The 15,787-nt window shown below is 53.7% G+C and carries 18 protein-coding genes; 7 read left to right on the plus strand and 11 right to left on the minus strand.

Translation table 11 applies throughout. The annotated features are described in order from the left end of the window. Nucleotides 1-55 precede the first annotated feature (55 nt). Complete coding sequence (locus MW898_RS09650) at nucleotides 56-622, minus strand: MogA/MoaB family molybdenum cofactor biosynthesis protein (protein ID WP_248906694.1); 567 nt, start codon at nucleotides 620-622, stop codon at nucleotides 56-58. 149 nt (nucleotides 623-771) lie between these two features. On the opposite strand from MW898_RS09650, the gene MW898_RS09655 reads away from it, so the two are divergent. Beyond that, a complete protein-coding gene (locus tag MW898_RS09655; RefSeq protein WP_248906697.1) occupies nucleotides 772-1,818 on the plus strand; it encodes a zinc-binding dehydrogenase in 1,047 nt (348 codons plus the stop codon). Beyond that, nucleotides 1,808-2,158, plus strand: coding sequence for a DUF7977 family protein (locus tag MW898_RS09660; RefSeq protein ID WP_248906699.1), 351 nt, complete (start codon nucleotides 1,808-1,810; stop codon nucleotides 2,156-2,158). Before MW898_RS09655 ends, MW898_RS09660 begins: the two co-directional genes overlap by 11 nt. Before the next feature lie 27 nt (nucleotides 2,159-2,185). On the opposite strand, the gene MW898_RS09665 is transcribed toward MW898_RS09660, so the two are convergent. Then, entirely contained in the window at nucleotides 2,186-2,551 is a 366-nt protein-coding gene (locus MW898_RS09665; protein WP_248906700.1) for a cupin domain-containing protein, read from the minus strand. A 149-nt stretch (nucleotides 2,552-2,700) separates the two neighbouring features. After that, nucleotides 2,701-3,486 carry a DUF8054 domain-containing protein gene (locus MW898_RS09670; RefSeq protein WP_248906703.1) on the minus strand — a complete coding sequence of 262 codons (786 nt, stop codon included), beginning with the start codon at nucleotides 3,484-3,486 and terminating at the stop codon, nucleotides 2,701-2,703. Between the two features lie 248 nt (nucleotides 3,487-3,734). Between MW898_RS09670 and MW898_RS09675 the strand changes: the two genes are divergently transcribed. Continuing rightward, the gene (locus tag MW898_RS09675; protein ID WP_248906705.1) at nucleotides 3,735-5,222 is read left to right on the plus strand and encodes a PTS transporter subunit IIC; all 1,488 of its coding nucleotides are present in this window, start codon (nucleotides 3,735-3,737) and stop codon (nucleotides 5,220-5,222) included. A gap of 122 nt (nucleotides 5,223-5,344) precedes the next feature. After that, nucleotides 5,345-6,520 (plus strand): cytochrome P450, encoded by a 1,176-nt coding sequence (locus MW898_RS09680; RefSeq protein ID WP_248906707.1) that lies wholly within the window; start codon nucleotides 5,345-5,347, stop codon nucleotides 6,518-6,520. A gap of 52 nt (nucleotides 6,521-6,572) precedes the next feature. Here the strand turns inward: MW898_RS09680 and MW898_RS09685 are convergent, their stop codons facing one another. The 5 genes from MW898_RS09685 to MW898_RS09705 all read right to left on the minus strand — a co-directional run bounded on the left by MW898_RS09685 (nucleotide 6,573) and on the right by MW898_RS09705 (nucleotide 9,280). Further along, nucleotides 6,573-7,454 carry a M99 family carboxypeptidase catalytic domain-containing protein gene (locus MW898_RS09685; protein WP_248906709.1) on the minus strand — a complete coding sequence of 294 codons (882 nt, stop codon included), beginning with the start codon at nucleotides 7,452-7,454 and terminating at the stop codon, nucleotides 6,573-6,575. A gap of 463 nt (nucleotides 7,455-7,917) precedes the next feature. After that, nucleotides 7,918-8,250, minus strand: coding sequence for a hypothetical protein (locus MW898_RS09690; protein ID WP_248906711.1), 333 nt, complete (start codon nucleotides 8,248-8,250; stop codon nucleotides 7,918-7,920). 11 nt (nucleotides 8,251-8,261) lie between these two features. Beyond that, nucleotides 8,262-8,576, minus strand: coding sequence for a hypothetical protein (locus MW898_RS09695; protein ID WP_248906713.1), 315 nt, complete (start codon nucleotides 8,574-8,576; stop codon nucleotides 8,262-8,264). Between the two features lie 27 nt (nucleotides 8,577-8,603). Further along, a complete protein-coding gene (locus tag MW898_RS09700) occupies nucleotides 8,604-8,942 on the minus strand; it encodes a hypothetical protein (protein WP_248906715.1) in 339 nt (112 codons plus the stop codon). Between the two features lie 20 nt (nucleotides 8,943-8,962). Then, nucleotides 8,963-9,280 carry a hypothetical protein gene (locus tag MW898_RS09705; RefSeq protein WP_248906717.1) on the minus strand — a complete coding sequence of 106 codons (318 nt, stop codon included), beginning with the start codon at nucleotides 9,278-9,280 and terminating at the stop codon, nucleotides 8,963-8,965. A 920-nt stretch (nucleotides 9,281-10,200) separates the two neighbouring features. Between MW898_RS09705 and MW898_RS09710 the strand changes: the two genes are divergently transcribed. Together MW898_RS09710 and MW898_RS09715 are read left to right on the plus strand one after the other, a co-directional pair. Continuing rightward, nucleotides 10,201-10,632 (plus strand): DoxX family protein, encoded by a 432-nt coding sequence (locus MW898_RS09710; RefSeq protein ID WP_248906719.1) that lies wholly within the window; start codon nucleotides 10,201-10,203, stop codon nucleotides 10,630-10,632. Nucleotides 10,633-10,883: 251 nt separating this feature from the next. Next, a complete protein-coding gene (locus MW898_RS09715; protein WP_248906721.1) occupies nucleotides 10,884-11,099 on the plus strand; it encodes a hypothetical protein in 216 nt (71 codons plus the stop codon). Nucleotides 11,100-11,390: 291 nt separating this feature from the next. Here the strand turns inward: MW898_RS09715 and MW898_RS09720 are convergent, their stop codons facing one another. The 3 genes from MW898_RS09720 to MW898_RS09730 all read right to left on the minus strand — a co-directional run bounded on the left by MW898_RS09720 (nucleotide 11,391) and on the right by MW898_RS09730 (nucleotide 14,410). Continuing rightward, a complete protein-coding gene (locus MW898_RS09720; RefSeq protein WP_248906723.1) occupies nucleotides 11,391-12,239 on the minus strand; it encodes a M55 family metallopeptidase in 849 nt (282 codons plus the stop codon). Nucleotides 12,240-12,480: 241 nt separating this feature from the next. Then, on the minus strand, nucleotides 12,481-13,221 hold the full coding sequence (locus tag MW898_RS09725) for a helix-turn-helix domain-containing protein (protein WP_248906725.1): 741 nt from the start codon (nucleotides 13,219-13,221) through the stop codon (nucleotides 12,481-12,483). Between the two features lie 157 nt (nucleotides 13,222-13,378). Beyond that, nucleotides 13,379-14,410, minus strand: coding sequence for a C40 family peptidase (locus MW898_RS09730; protein WP_248906727.1), 1,032 nt, complete (start codon nucleotides 14,408-14,410; stop codon nucleotides 13,379-13,381). A gap of 111 nt (nucleotides 14,411-14,521) precedes the next feature. Here MW898_RS09730 and MW898_RS09735 point away from each other — a divergent pair, with 111 nt between their 5' ends. Beyond that, the gene (locus tag MW898_RS09735) at nucleotides 14,522-15,577 is read left to right on the plus strand and encodes a succinylglutamate desuccinylase/aspartoacylase family protein (RefSeq protein WP_248906729.1); all 1,056 of its coding nucleotides are present in this window, start codon (nucleotides 14,522-14,524) and stop codon (nucleotides 15,575-15,577) included. Nucleotides 15,578-15,787: the final 210 nt, after the last annotated feature.

The raw sequence follows: 15,787 nt of genomic DNA on the forward strand, positions 1-15,787 counted from the left end.
GGTGAAACAGAGCTTATGAGGTAAAACAGTTCTGTCAGTACTGTTCGGGAACAGCTCAGTGCTCTGGCTGGCGCTGTGCCAATCCGACGAGATGCGGAAGTTCGTGCACAATGATATCCTCGGTTCCAAGCCGTACGGCGTTCTCGCTTCCTGGAAGGCAGAACACGGGAACGTCGTCAACGAGGCCTGCGGTGGCGCGCGTTCCGACAACCCGGGATCCGATTTCTTCGTACGAGAGGGTCCGGAACAGTTCCCCGAAACCAGGAAGCTCCTTCGAGAACAACGACGAGACAGCCTCAATGGTCACATCGTCTGGCGTAACACCAGTGCCACCCGTTGTGATGATGGCGCCAATTCGTGGATCGTCAGTGTACTCATCGATGAGCGACTCGATCGCGCTGTGCTCGTCAGTAACGAGATCCCGCACGACAATACGATGATCGGCTGCTCGAAGGATCGCTTCAATCGTGTCGCCAGCGGGATCGTCGTCAACCGTCCGTGAAGATGAAATTGTCAGTACTGCCATACCGGGACTGCTAACGTCGTGGTCATGGTGGCCATGGTCGTGGTCATGGTGGTCGTCGTGAGCGTGATGATCATGATGGTCGTGTGAGTCGTCCATACGTGTCGTTCGATCGTCTCCGTGAAAGTCGTTGGCTGTGGAGCGCCGATGGCCGCACGTCCGAACGTTTAGAGACCTCAATTCAAGTGGATATGAACGAGAATTCCTGCGATCAACAGTATTTTGCTCGTAGCCATCCTTCGACGTGTATGAAGGCTGTGCAGTTCACGGAGCACGGTGATCGGAGCGTACTCTCCTACGATGAGTTCTCAGATCCTGAGATTTCGCCCAACGAGGTACTCATCGATGTAAAGGCAGCCGCACTGAACCACCTTGACGTGCATACCCGCCGTGGATTGCCGGGCGTCGATTTGGAGATGCCCCATATTCCAGGCAGCGATGCTGCTGGCGTCATCCGCGAGGTTGGTTCGAACGTGACTCGCTTCGAAGAAGGCGATCACGCGGCCGTCGCGGCAGGGCGCTACTGCGGCGCCTGTGAGTTCTGCCGACACGGACAGGAATCGATGTGCGAGAACTACCATCTCATCGGTGAGCACGTCCGCGGCGTCCACGCGGAACTCGCGGCTGTTCCCGAGGAAAATCTCGTCCCCGTTCCAGACAATGTTGATTGGTACACCGCCGGGTCGGTGTCACTCGTCTTCCAGACCGCGTGGCGGATGTTGGTTTCCCGAGCCGAACTCACCGCTGGAGAACGCGTTCTTGTCCTCGGCTCGAGTGGTGGTGTCGGCCATGCAGCGGTCCAGATTGCGGATTACGTTGGTGCAGAGGTGTATGCGACCGCAAGCAGCGAGGAAAAGCTCGAACACGCACGCGAATGTGGTGCAGACCATTGCATCAACTACGAGGAAGCGTCGTTCAAAAACGAAATCCGTGACCTGACCGACGGACGAGGCGTCGATGTTGTCGTCGATCACGTCGGACCGGCGACGTGGAATGATTCGATGAAATCCCTTGCGAAGGGCGGCCGACTCGTCACGTGTGGAGCGACGACCGGCCCAACGGCTGAGACGAACATCAACCGCGTCTTCTGGAACCAACTACAGATCATCGGCTCCACGATGGCGACGCCAGGGGAGACCGACGACATACTCGAACTCGTCTGGGATGGGACGTTCGATCCCCACATTCGAGCGACGCTTCCAATGAGCGAGATCACCCGCGCTCACGAGATGCTCGAAGACCGAGAGGGATTCGGTAAGGTCGTCATCGTCCCCGATAGCGAGTATGACGAATAACGACGACTCCACGTACATTCACGATCCTGAGGCGTTCCGTGAGCACGCTGCTTCCGAAACCGATGAAGCAGAAACGCCTCGAACGACGAAAGCCTATCTCGACTCGGGCACAGGTCCAGAAAACCAGGAGTTTGGACGAGGGGGATGGCTCCTCGTCGTCGCTCTCTTCTTTGCCTTCCTCGTTATCCCCGCGACGATCCTCTATCTGCCACACGCTCGACCGGTCATCGCATCGTTGGGTCTCACCTTTCGGGACGCGTATCTCGTTCTACCGCTCGTTCCTGCGCTCGTACTCGGTGCGATGGCGGTCTGGGTCGCTGTCGGTGGCCGAACGGAGTGAACGATTGGATGAGTTATCTTTCGATCGTTACTCGATATGATCGAGTTCTGTCTGCGTTCGTTCATTTTCGACGTTGCCCGTGTTGAGCGTCTCAGATGGCTCGAACAATACGATATGCGCCTCTCGATCGGCGACAGGCCGATGTTCGACGCCACGAGGAACAACGAGAAGCTCACCCGATTCGAGTGATACATCATCACGATCACGAAATTCGACCCGAAGCTCGCCCTCAATGACGAGAAACAGCTCGTCGGCATCGTCGTGATGATGCCACACGAATTCACCCTCGACTGTGGCGAGTTTGACAGCCTGTCCGTTCAGTTCCGCTGCGATCTGAGGCGACCAGTGTTCGGTGATGGACTCGAACGCGTCTGTGAGGTTCACCTTGTCCATGAGTTGTACACACTACGCGCTCAGATGACGTTTCCTCTGGTGGCCGAACGGGTATCCTTCGAACGTAGTGCACTGGTGCAGCGGACAGAGGATAGCGAGGGATGTGCTAGTCGTAAATAATAGAATCATCAAACACAACGAAGTGAATGTCAGTCCAGCGTGGCGAGACGCTGGTCACAGTCCTCACAAGCGAGGACGTGGTCGGGACCACTGGGGCCGAATCCGCCACAACAGCCATCTCCAGTGGTCTCGACAACACGGCCTCCACAGTCCGGGCATTCATCGAGAAAGAGACGGAGCGAGGCAGCAGCAGCCACAGCAATTCGAGTGTCGACGCCCGTCTCTTTGAGCGTGCGGACGGCGGCGACGTCCGCGATAGCAATGGGACGAGAGAGCCATCTCTCGGACGCAACACTCCCGTCCTCGTCGGTAACAATAATCCACGTGCGACCGTCGTTATCGAATCTTCGGGCCTGAACAGGAGTCACAGCGGCGTCAGCAACGGCATCGGCAAGCGACTCGCGGTCAACGTCGTCGATCGCGTTGTGCCAATCGTGTGCGAAGTCCGGAGAGAGGGCGAGTTCCTCGCCACCGGTGAGGACACCAGCCTCACCGAGCGCCGCGATAACAGTGTCACCATCCACGCTGTCTCCGCCAATTCCACCCACGGTACGTTCTGTGTGTGAGAAAAACGACGCTTCGAGGCCAAGGAGAGCAAGGAGGCGCGGCGCAACGCGAGGCGTGTACGGAATGACGTAGCCACGGAGAGCGAGTATCGTTACGCCCACAGCGACAACGAAAATCGAAAGTAGTGGTGTCACTATCGCAGCGAGGATCCCAACACCCACAACGATGCCAGCGTTCGCGACCGTACAAGGCCAACAACGGTTCGCACCGGTGTACTCAGGCCGTCGAACTGACTCAAAAAATCCCATTGGAGGCCCGTTTCCGCCCAGTAGCTTGTGGCTTTCGCATTCAACGAACTAGCCAGTGAACAGATGGGATTGCCAGAAGAAAGACTTCTCTGTTAAATTCACGTGAGGCTGCTCGGCTCACCACCTGACGCGAAGGATACGGCGTGAGAATTGAACCTGTAATTTGAGTCCGTAACGACTATACAGTGCGTTGCAGAACGGTGAAATACGTTTTCTCGCGTGGATGTCTACGCGGAGCGTTCTCGATTATGTTTCATACGCTTTGGTTAGTACTACAGATAGAGAATGTCGTACAGATTTTCGAACAGCTCCAGATTCTCATTTCGGCAATGGGACCAGCGCTGCTCATGCCGATCATCGTATTCGGGCTCGGGCTCTCCGTTCGTCTGGATATAACCAAAACGCTCCGATCGGCGCTTCTCGTTGGTGTCAGCTTTGTCGGTATTTTCGCTCTGCTTGAGTACGTCCTTGGACACGTTGGCGAGACCGTGCGCGCGCTGGCAACCGTCTGGGGATTACATCTTATCGGTATCGACGTCGGCTGGCCTGCCGTTGCGGGCTTCACGTGGGCACTCGGGGTGACGGTTCTCGTGATTCCACTTGGCTTCGGTGTCAATCTCTTGTTGCTCGCAGTCGGGTGGACACGCACGCTCGATGCCGATATTTGGAACTACTGGCAGTGGGCGTTCAATGCAGCAATCGTGTACGTGCTAACCGGGAGTTGGGTGCTCGCACTCGGTGCAGCGATTATCACTGAAGCAGTCGTTCTTCGACTCGCTGACTGGACGGCTGAACTCAGCCAAGTCTACTTCGACGTTCCTGGCACGAGTTTTCCGCACGCACAGAGCGTCTTACAGGCACCGTTCGCGTTCGCTATCGAGCGATGCCTCCGTCGAGTGCCGATCATTGGTGATTGGGAAGTCAGCCCCGACGCTCTCGAACGCCGTCTCGACGCGCTCGGCGATCCGGTCGTCCTTGGATTCCTCGTTGGCCTGTTCATCAGCGTCCTTGCCCGACAGTCACTCCTTGCGAGCTTCCGAACAGCGGTCTACGTCGCTGGCCTGCTATCACTCCTCCCACGAATGGTTGCCCTTCTCGTCGAAGGACTCGAACCGATTGTCGAACAGACATCGACGCGAGTGAACAACAGCGACCGTTTCGGCGGCGAGACAGTTGTCATTGGCATCGACGCCGGTCCAATCGCGTTCGCTGATACCACGGCGGTCGTCGCTGGACTGGTACTGATTCCGTACGCGTTGGGATTGGCGTTCATTCCGGGGGTTGTCGTGATGCCACTGGCAGACCTCGTGGTGTTACCGATGTTTTGCATGTGGGCAGCAGCAATCAGTCGTGGGAACCTCGTTCGAACGGTGATCAGCGGTGCGATCATCACGACGATCATTACCGCCGCAACCACAGTTCTCGCCCCGTACATCACAGAGATGGGACGACGGTCAGGTGAAATACAGTCCGTCGAGACAGGAGGGGCGACCCTCGTTTCTGCGCTGAGCGCGGGCGGGAACTGGTGGACGCTCGGGTTTCTGTCACCCTTGGGAATGAACACCATTCAGAGAGGAGTGATCGTCGGAGGCGTTTTGAGCGCGCTCGCTGCGTATGCTTGCTATCGTTGGACGAAAGCGATGCCAGCAGCGGTGGCGAGCAACTACCAAAACACCATGCCAGAAACCGCCGAGAGCAGTCCATCCGATGCAACAGAACGACCGGCGACCGATTGAGCATCCCGCGACAATCATATTACACCGAACTGAACGATGGTTCATCAGATCTAATTAGATTATCTATATGAAAAATATATTCCAAAGAAATATTTTTACCGACACTGACTGAATAGTTAGTTATGGAAGAGACAGATGAGACGCATATAAAGCACGTACCAGACCCAATCAGCACCCCGCAAGGACAGTTGAATCCGTATCCGTGGTACAGACAGATGCGAGAAGAGGCTCCCGTTCGATACGACTCGGAACGTGATTGCTGGGACGTTTTCGGGTACGATGCTGTAAAACGGGTTGCGACCGATTTTGAAACGTTCTCGTCCGAGTTCGATGCGACGCCAATCGCTGGACCGGACGAAGAGCGTGTGATCGATCTCGGCGAGACGATGATCAGGCGAGATCCACCAGAGCACGAGCGGCTTCGAGGAATCGTAGACGAGTATTTTCGTCCGGGAGCACTCCGAGAATTCAACGAAGAGTTCGAGCAGCTCACCAACGAACAGCTCGATCGTGTCCTCGAAGACGGTGAAAGCGAATTCGACTTCGTCAGAGAGTTTGCGTCTCCAATTCCATCGAGGGTCATCGCGGAAATTCTCGGCGTACCACCGGAGAACCAAGAGCTGTTCGTTAAAGTAGGGCCAGGAAGTGAATACAGCCAACGCGAACTAAAATCGTATATTACTGAACTCATCCGTGAGCGAACAGAGAATCCGACAGATGACATCCTCTCAGAAGTCATCCACGCAGAACCGGATGGTTACAAGATGACCGAAGAAGAAATATACCAGTTCTGCGCCCTCCTCCTCCTCGCTGGCAGTCAAACGACGATCACGCTTCTTACGAATGCGGTGTGGCTGTTCGCCGAGCACGACATTGTATCGGAGATCCGTGATGGCGTCATCGACCACGAGACTGCGATTGAGGAAGTACTCCGCTACCGGCCACCCGTCCACAGGATCAGACGAGTGGCGACGGAGGCTGTCGATCTGGATGGTGTGACAATTCAGGCAGGTGACCGTGTCGCTGCATGGATCGGATCGGCTCACAGAGATCCACGAGCGTTTGAAAAACCCGCGACGTTCGATCCTTCTCGCGCACCGAATCCTCATCTGGCATTCGGATCAGGGATTCACTTCTGTCTCGGCGCGCCGCTTGCTCGCATCGAGGCAAACATCGTGCTTTCTGTCTTCCTCGATCGAGTTTCCGATGTGCGTCTTGCAACCGATGATTTCGAACCGATTATGAACAGCACGATGTACGGGCTTCGGAGTCTTCCGCTCTCAGTTCGCACACCGTAGGCCGATGCGTCCAGCCCCGGTACAGATCACGAGGTCCCGAACGTCATTCACATTAGTTGTATAAATCGAGATAATCCAGCACACCTTTGGTGATCATCTTCTGCCACCGGATGCGGGCATCGAGAGGAAGTTCTTCGTACGTCTCGATGATAAACGAGGGAATATCGGCTTCGTACGCTGTTTTCTCCGTGAACAGTCCACTCGGTGCGATGCTTGGAGATGTGATCAAGCCTCGCTCGAACATGATGCGACGCTTTCTGATCGTTCGGTTCGCCCGATTGATTCCCATTTGGGCCGCATCTCTGGCACCGTGTGAGTGAAAGATCGCTTGACCGACACCCGATGGCTCGCTTCCGTAGATCCCCTGCGATTCGTGAAGCGACAGGACAGCGTCTGGCTCAACCTGTTCGACGATATCCCACAGTGCCTGTGCGAGCGGCGTTGTTGGACCATCGTCGACGAGAAAGTGCCGATTTAGATCGCCAGCGTCGGTGGTTCTGGTGTTTTGGGCGATTGCTGTGGGATTTGCTCTTGGAAGCACGACGAGACGACCAGCATCCGGCGTCCAATCGAGGATCTGATCGGCGGCACGGTAGCCAGCCTCCTCATCACCGTGGACACCGCCAACGACGAATGCCGTTGGTCCTTCAACGCCACTGTCAATAACAGAGGTATCGAGTGAAACATCCAACTCCGCGATGGAAACGTCGAGCGACGTAGACTCAGAAGCAGGCGCCTCCGTCGTGGTCGTCTCGGAATCGGTGCCAGCCAATGAATCGACCTCTCCCCATCCAGCATTCGATCCACTGTCGTCCGTTCGGGTACACGCGTTAGTCGTCTCTGATGCCCGCGCAGCGCTGAACTGTGTGATGCCCGCGCCTGCCGCCGCTGCAGCACTCAGAAATGCTCGTCGACCGTGTTTTCCCTCTGCCATGATTTCGGCGTACATCTGTTACTCACTAAAACATTGCGTTATTCACATTCACCAACACGTACGAGGTAGAAACACACTATGGAGTACTCGGATATCAGTCAAGAGAGTACAGGACAGAGGGGTTGGTCAAGCGTGCCTGTCCTGCGGAAGGCAAACAGAGAGTAACGAACTGCCCTTTTGTATCAAATATCTTATGCCGTCTCGTGGTGTTCGATCGATGGACAGTTCATCCGATGAGTCAGCTCCAATCAGTAAAAGCGTATCGAAATACGACGCCGAAGGCTGCGATTCGACCGAATTATATCAAAATAATAAAATTTATTGTGTCAGTGACTTATGACACCGCAGTAGCGAGTCACCTCAAACAATAGACCGGTCGATTGGGTTGGCTCAGTTTGCTGTCTGTAGCGACTCAGCAACCGTGTTTAGGTCAATAAAAAACGACCGACTCACTCAACGGCGATTATAGGATCGGTATTATGCCGCCGTCATCCAAGAGTCCGACATCAACACTGATTCCGTCACTGCTGGCGCTGGCGTCAGCGTTAGCGAGATTCGAGTTACTGTTAGTGTTGTCGTTCTCGAGGTTGTTGTTGTTCGTGTTGTTGTTCTCGTTGACGATGATTATCGTCGGCTCGTTGGTCGTGTTGTCGGCGTTGTTGTCTGAATTTTTGTTCAGCTTTTTGTCAACGTCGACTTTCTTGACGCTCGGCGACGCTGCAACAGACCCAACGCCTGCCCCAATCACGCTCAGAAGCATGAGTGCGGCCAACGTAATCGAGATTGTTCTTTTCATGGACATTATATTCACGCGAAGACGCGACCAAGGTCGAGACCAAGCTCAAGCCCGGTGCCGCTGGAGCTCGCATTTGCATCAGCAGCGTTCGAGTTGGCGTTCGTGTTGTTGTTCTCGAGGTTGTTGTTGTTCGTGTTGTTGTTCGCGTTGTCAACGATAATCACGGGATTGTTCGTCGTGTTATCAGCGTTATTATCCTGATTATCGTTGATCTTTTTGTCAACGTCGACTTTTTTGATACTCGTCGCTACAGCAGGCCCAGCGCCAGCCCCAATCACGCTCAGAAGCATGAGTGCGGCCAACGTAATATGGATGATTCGTTTCATTGTTGTAATTGTGTCTTTGTTTAGGAGTTATAGTGCAACATCAACACCGAGACCAGTGGAGCTAGCGTTCGCGTCCGCATTCGCAGCGTTCTCGTTGGCGTTGGTGTTGTTGTTCTCGAGGTTGTTGTCGTTCGTGTTGTTGTTCGCGTTGTCAACAACAATCACAGGGTTGTTCGTCGTGGTGTCGGAGTTGTCGTCCGAATTTTTGTTCACCTTTTTATCAACATCAACCTTCTTGATTTTCTTGTGCTTCTTGTCGTGATCGTGATCACGATCACACTGCTTCGCTGCAACAGACCCAGCGCCCGCCGCAACTACACTCAGGATCATGAGTGCGGCCAACGTAACGCGGATAATTTGTTTCATTGTTGGTAACCAACTAAATTTTAGACCGCTTCCAGAAGGCCAATGTCAATGCCAAGTCCGGTGCTGCTAGAGCTCGCGTTCGCATCAGCAGCGTTCGAGTTGGCGTTCGTGTTGTTGTTCACGAGGTTGTTGCCGTTCGTGTTGTTGTTCTCATTATCAACAACAATCACGGGATTGTTGGTCGTTGTATCAGAATTGTTATCCTGATTATCATTGATCTTCTTGTCAACGTCGACTTTTTTGACGTGCGATGACGCTGCAGCAGGCGCAACGCCGGCACCAACGATCATGCTCAGAAGCATGAGAGCGGCCAACGTAGCGTGGATAGTTCGTTTCATGGTTGTTGATTTGGTCTGGGAGAGGATCACACCAAGGTCAATAACGCCCACAGAGTTTGTCGGCGGTCGGTGTGTCACTATCCCAGTGCATCCCCATGTTCAAACAGGGTTACTATAAATATTGTCCAAGATTTAGATATAGAAAGAAGTCTAAGATGAATTATGTATATATTGAGTTGTCAATCGCCGCTACGTCCTTCGATAATAACCGAATTAGGAGCTATTATTAACAAATCTATATGAGTTCATTATAGTTGGTAGTATGATTATCGAGAGAGAATGAAGTCGCTATCAACACATCAGTAAAAGATGAGCGGTTAAACCAGGACGACACACCACAGTGGGTGTTTGCTTCGATCAAATCCTTCTCACATCTTCCAGCACGACTTTTGAGTAAACCGGCGTAGTGCCGTTGCCGGGCCACGGTGTCTCCGCCTTCCCCGCTGTTCCCGCTTGAGCGACGTTCCACGAGCTAGTTCGCAGCGCTGATCATCATATTCTTTCAATCAACCGCTCAGACGATGGAGTAGTTCGTGCGTGTGGCAACCAAACGATCCGTTGACCGCACGATACACAATGAGGACACGTCAGTGTCAATATTGAATATCTTCACATCACATTTCTAATAGTTAATCTAGCAGTCACCGCAGACGTTTTCTTGTATAATTGGATTCGTCGGTGACAGCACGCCGGTGAAGGTTCTCTCTTATTGGACTATCGTCCGACCCAGCTAATCAACTAAAGAACCTGTCGCTTTGTGCTCGAAGAATTATGAAATTCCAAACACAACAATTCCTTTCACTATCCGTTTATTTAATTATGTTGGATGCAATACTGCATACGATGTATTAGTATATTGTGCGTAAATAATGTCACATGGTATGAAAAATGTTTAATCTGGGTGCGAGGAGACCTGATGTATGGGAACGAACACAGCACTTGGAACACAAGGGCCGGCATCGTTGATTCTTATTCGACTTTTAGTAGGAGGCGTATTTCTCTCCGAAGGAGTTCAAAAGCTCATTTTTCCAGGGGTTCTTGGAGCTGAACGCTTTGCCCACCTTGGATTTCCCGTTCCGGGACTCACCGCCACAGCCATTGGCACGATCGAAATTGTCGCAGGCGCGGCAGTTCTCCTGGGATTGGCGACACGTCTAGCCGCGCTCTTTCTGTTAGTGATCGCAATTGTTGCGATCATTACAACGAAAGTCCCGATTTTACTGGGACACAGCGTTTGGGTTTTCCCACTCGAGGAGAGTAATCGCTACGGTATGTGGGCGTTTCTCCACGCATGGCGCGGAGATATCGCAATGTTGCTCGGCTCACTCTACTTGCTCATTGCCATCGACTAAGACACAGGAAGATAACCGAGAGTCGTCATTGCGATACAATATTGTCTCAATCGCGGAGTTCCAAGATGTTCTGGCTGTTTTATTTTTCTCGCGCGGGCGCGCGAATGACGCGCTGACAAGCTGTAGCAAAAGTAAGGAGAATGGTCTATCCGACCTGAATAGAATAACACCTTTGACGATACACAACATGTGACATTATAACATGATTCGACAGGTAAATATACTAGCGATTCAAATGGAGCCACTCCGCCATGACGACAGAGCCTTCCCCTACAGCGGACCGCCCTGATCCGGAATTGATGATCGTTTGTGAATCATCAACCGGTCGAACGATACTTGGTCCAGATCCAGTCGCCTTCCAACGATGGGAACAACAGCGAGACGCCTCCAAAGCGAATCCCGAAGACGACGGGACCAAACGGACGCAGAAGGACGGGAAAACAGATGTACGGGAGGATGATGCGTGAGAGTCCATGTCGAAGAATCACTATACAGTACTCATTCAGGACGTGCGTCGATCCAGCGGACCGCAACCGATCTCCTGTGCGTGATTAGATCGTAACGACTGATCACCAATACGTTCAGCATACGATTTCTCACTCGTGTTCGAGACAAATGAAACAGTCTCAAACGAGAGCAGCTGTGCTTTGGCAACTCAGACGGCACAGTACATCGTCGTGTTGACAGCGACCGACACGTGTAACGATTCCAAAGTAGTGATACAGCGTTTCTTATCCGACTGTCCTACTTTCGACACTCTACCCGTAAAATCCGTTTCGAGCAGCACCACCGGCACGAAGCATCGCAACGGACGCATCGAACGCCTCGCGGTAGGTATCAGCGCTCACACTTGTTGTCCGACCGCCAGTCCGTTCGACGCCCGGCACGCCGCCAGCACGGAAAGCGTGGTTCGTTGCTGACCATTCGGCCTCAATAGTGATATGTTCTGCTGTCGTCGTCGACTGATCGAATCCACCATCCGCTGCGCGTTGGAGCGCTCGGGTTGCTGCCTCGCGAATTGCTGCTCTCGATGTTACGGGAGAGAGACACTCTGCTGAAAATCGATCGACCCCCTGCTTTACTACTGCTGTCTCGACGCTTTCTCCAAGTTCATCAGTTGCCTCGTCTGCCGTTTTATCATCGCCAGTAACGAGACCGACCGGTACACCGAAATGAGCCGCAAGAGCAGCGTTCCAACCGAGCTCACCGACTTCTCGTCCGTCGACTAGCAGTCGAATCAGTTCGTGCCCGTAAAATGTGTGGTTGAGGACTGCACCCGATGTGCCAGCCTTGGCGTGGTAGCCAACAAAAAACGCTACGTTGTGATCGGACGAGAGGCCCTGCATCATCGAGCGAGGTTTCGTCCGTCCGCGGATCAAGCGGGCCCGATCGTCAAGCCGCGATCGATCGAGATTCCGCATACCCGAGTGTGAGTCGTTGACCAGCACCTCACTCGCGCCACCATCATACGCCCCCTCGATGGCTGCGTTCACATCACCGTGGAGAAGCTCGGTTCCGCGCTCGTACTCACGCTCACCGCTCACAACGTCTTCCGGCGTTGTGATACCCGTGATTCCTTCCATGTCTGCGGAAATGAATACCTTCACGAAACCACCGTTCGGTGAGGATCAATAAAGCATTTCACCCGGATTCGATTAGGGAGTTGCTCCAGCGCGCTCGTTTCCCATTAGAAGTGAAGAAGTGCGTCTAGGTCATTAACGCTATAATATCGGCGATCGCACGGTGTTTTTCCCAGTACTCGACCGTGAACGACCAGCAGCAACAAAGCTAGCAACCAAGAGCATCTGAAAATTCAGTGCGTTCGAGAAAGAACAGGCGGTCATATCGTCAGTGGCGTGTATAGCGCTGTTTCATCTCATCAAGAATAGTGTTCAGTATTTTCTGCTCACCAACACGGAGATGTTCGAGCAATGTTGGCCCAGTGACACCGAGCGATTCAGCGATCTGCGTCGCAGATACGTCCCGTGGCCACTGATAGTAACCCTTTGCCTGTGCTTCAAACAGACTTTCGCGCTGTCTGGTTGATAGGCCCGAGTACATTTTATCGACGTTATCTGCGAACTCGACTTCATCTTTGGGATCAACCTCGTGAATCGCTTCGACCTCTACATCAAACTCGTCTGCCATCTGGTTCAGCACACAACTGAGAATATCGGAACGCACGAGCACAGTCCAGTATTCCTGACCACCGGTGATGTGAACAGGTTCGATCGGCATGAACTCGGAATTAACGATCTGAGGAACGATACTACTATCGCGTTGGTAAGTAACCACAACGCGGGCACGATCGAACGAACGCTTGAGCACCGCAATGTTGTTTACCACGCTGTGGGTGGCGATCGTCTCGATGAACGCATCGATCGTTGCATCACCTTCTGAAACAAGAATGAAATCACCCTTGATCTCCTCTTTCGTTGGATAGAGAGATTTTTCGATAATATGGGTTCCTGGATGAGCTTCCGTGGCTGCGAGCGTCCAACACCCCGGATGCTGGAGTTCCAGTTTCACCTGCTTGTACAGTGTCCCTTCTTCTTCTGAACTTGACTGACAGACACGGGTTATACTCATATGACAATTCATTCAAAGTAATCATTCACTAAATAGTTACTCATTAAACACACAATTATTTAGTATTAAAATGTACATGTATGAACATATATTGGCAAGCTCAATCCAGTCAACAAGCGGTGATCGGAGGCCACCCCGATCCGTGATCGGCACCGCGTCAATCCAGGATCCGCTTTGCCATCTCGAACTTCCGATCGGTAGCTGTATGATGGGTTGGCTGTTGCTGGTCCGGTTCATGGATCAGATCACGGTCCAGATTTGCGTCCGGATCGGGGGACGCGGTAACGACAGCCCCCACAGTTCCGTCGGCGTGGATGTAGTCGCTACCACCGAGACTGAGAGCGACGTGTCCGGGGAAAAAGAGGAGATCCCCCGGTTGGAGGTTTTCGTAGGAGACGGAGACGCCCAACCGGCGCTGTTGGTCTGCATCGCGCGGGAGTGTGAGACCGGCCAGTCGGTAGGCCATCCACACGAGCCCAGAACAATCGATACCGTCGGTCGTCATCCCACCCCAGCGATACGGCGTTCCGAGATAGCGCGTTGCGTTCGTTACGACTGCTTGAGCCGTCAGACCGGAATCAGCGTCGGAGACCATCGCCGCATTCGTTAGACTCGACACCACAGCGTCTTCGAGTCGGACGTTCGTTCCGGTGCGAAATTCGATCACGGGATGAGAATCCACGTCCCGGACGTGACACTCGGTTCCTGCATATACGGTCTCTACTCCGTCGACTAGATCAGGTACATCAGCAGTGAGAACGTGATCGAACGCCCCATCGACAGGAGCAACGAGATACTCGGATCGAACCCAGCCAAGGTAAGCATCCGGTGTCCTGACCCGGGTCCACGCTCCTTCTGTGTCGAACGCCGTGACAGATGCCCCATAGAGGATTTCGGTGATGCGTTCTGCATCCGATTCTGACTCCCCACGGACAGGAGCGACCCCAACAGTAACTGTTCTCTCACGTGCGTGTTCTTCGATGACATCGATATTGGTCTCGACCATCTCGGTGGCGTTCCCTACAGAGCTCACTACTCGATCTCGGAGCTGAGCGCTCTGAACACGGCCAGACACGGCTATTCCAGTCTCAGTCTGTCGAGCAGCGAGATCGAAGCACACCACACGCTCGTCCGGAGCGTACCTCGTTTCACACCGTCCGAGTGCACACATAACTGTGGGAAGAGTCATACAAGTCACAATCACGACATCACGAAAAGGATTTCGTCGTCATAGATCGTGGGAGAAAGCACCGGGTGAAGCATGAGAAAGAGTAACGATACCACGTTTCGACATGATGGTATGCAGATCGGTACCGCCAAAGCACACGCCGGACAGCTCACTGAGGGATGGTTCGACGCCACCGAGTTGCCGACTGGTTCGACCGAGCGGCTCCCGGTTCTCATCGCCGATGGGGTTGAAGACGGTCCGACGCTGTGGATCACTGGTTCGATCCACGGCAACGAAGTCACAGGACTCGCGGCCGCACAAGACGTGATGACGGAGACATTGGCTGAGCGTCTGGCCGGTACTGTGGTCTGTCTCCCAAACCTGAATCCAGCTGGACTCCGCCGGACTGCTCGGACATCGTACTATCACGACGACGATCCGAACAGATACTTTCCGGAGTCAACAGAGACAACTGGACAAGCACGCGTGCAAGAACGAATCAACGAACGACTCTTCGAACAGATCGAAGACACTGCTGATGCGGTCGTATCGCTTCACACCGCTGGTGTGGATTCGCTGCCGTTTTCGATCATCGAACGCGTCCACTACGGTGAGTTCCGCACCGAATCTGAGGCACGGGAGCTGGCAGCGACGGTGCAACGACTCGCCGACGCCTTCGGATTGCCAACCGTGCTCGAATTTGAAGCAGAGGATCACGAGACGCGCCGGCTCCACCGATCGCTCGGAGCCGCGACATTGAATGTCGCGGGAATACCGACGTTCACTCCAGAACTCGGGAGCCACACCGTCGTTCAGGAACGACCCCGCGAAAGCGCCGTCGTTGGACTCCGTAATGTAATGTGCGAACTCGGTTTGCTTGATGAATCAGACAGAAAGCCGAACGCGCTTGCTCCAGATTCTCCGGTACCGTTTCCTGTGAGGCGAGCTGACCACCCAGCAACGGAGACGGCCGGAATTGTCCGACATCTCGTCGATACCGGAGACGTAATCGAGGCAGACGAACCCGTCGCAGAGATCGTCACCCCACACGGCACCCGAAAAACGACGATCCACTCTGACCACGCAGGCTACGTGCTCGCTCGCCGAAACGGTGTGGCCGTCTACGAAAACGATTCTCTCCTGAGTATGGCTGTTCGAGACACGGGAGACACCGTGGTGGCTCGATGAAGTAGTACTGCCACTCAAAGCACGGTAGGATCGAGCTGAGCGTACGAGAGTAAAATTCTCGCCGACATTGGAATTACAAAAGATATTTATCATCACCAATATCACGTCCGAGCAGTGATTCATCAACGTCTCATTTCGCCGAGCCCGAGGTTCGTGGACCACCCGAGTGCGGCTATTCGACAGCGTGTGATACCGAATAACGGTCGTGTT

The organism is Halocatena marina, from assembly GCF_023276375.1.
Classification (GTDB): Archaea; Halobacteriota; Halobacteria; order Halobacteriales; family Haloarculaceae; genus Halocatena; species Halocatena marina.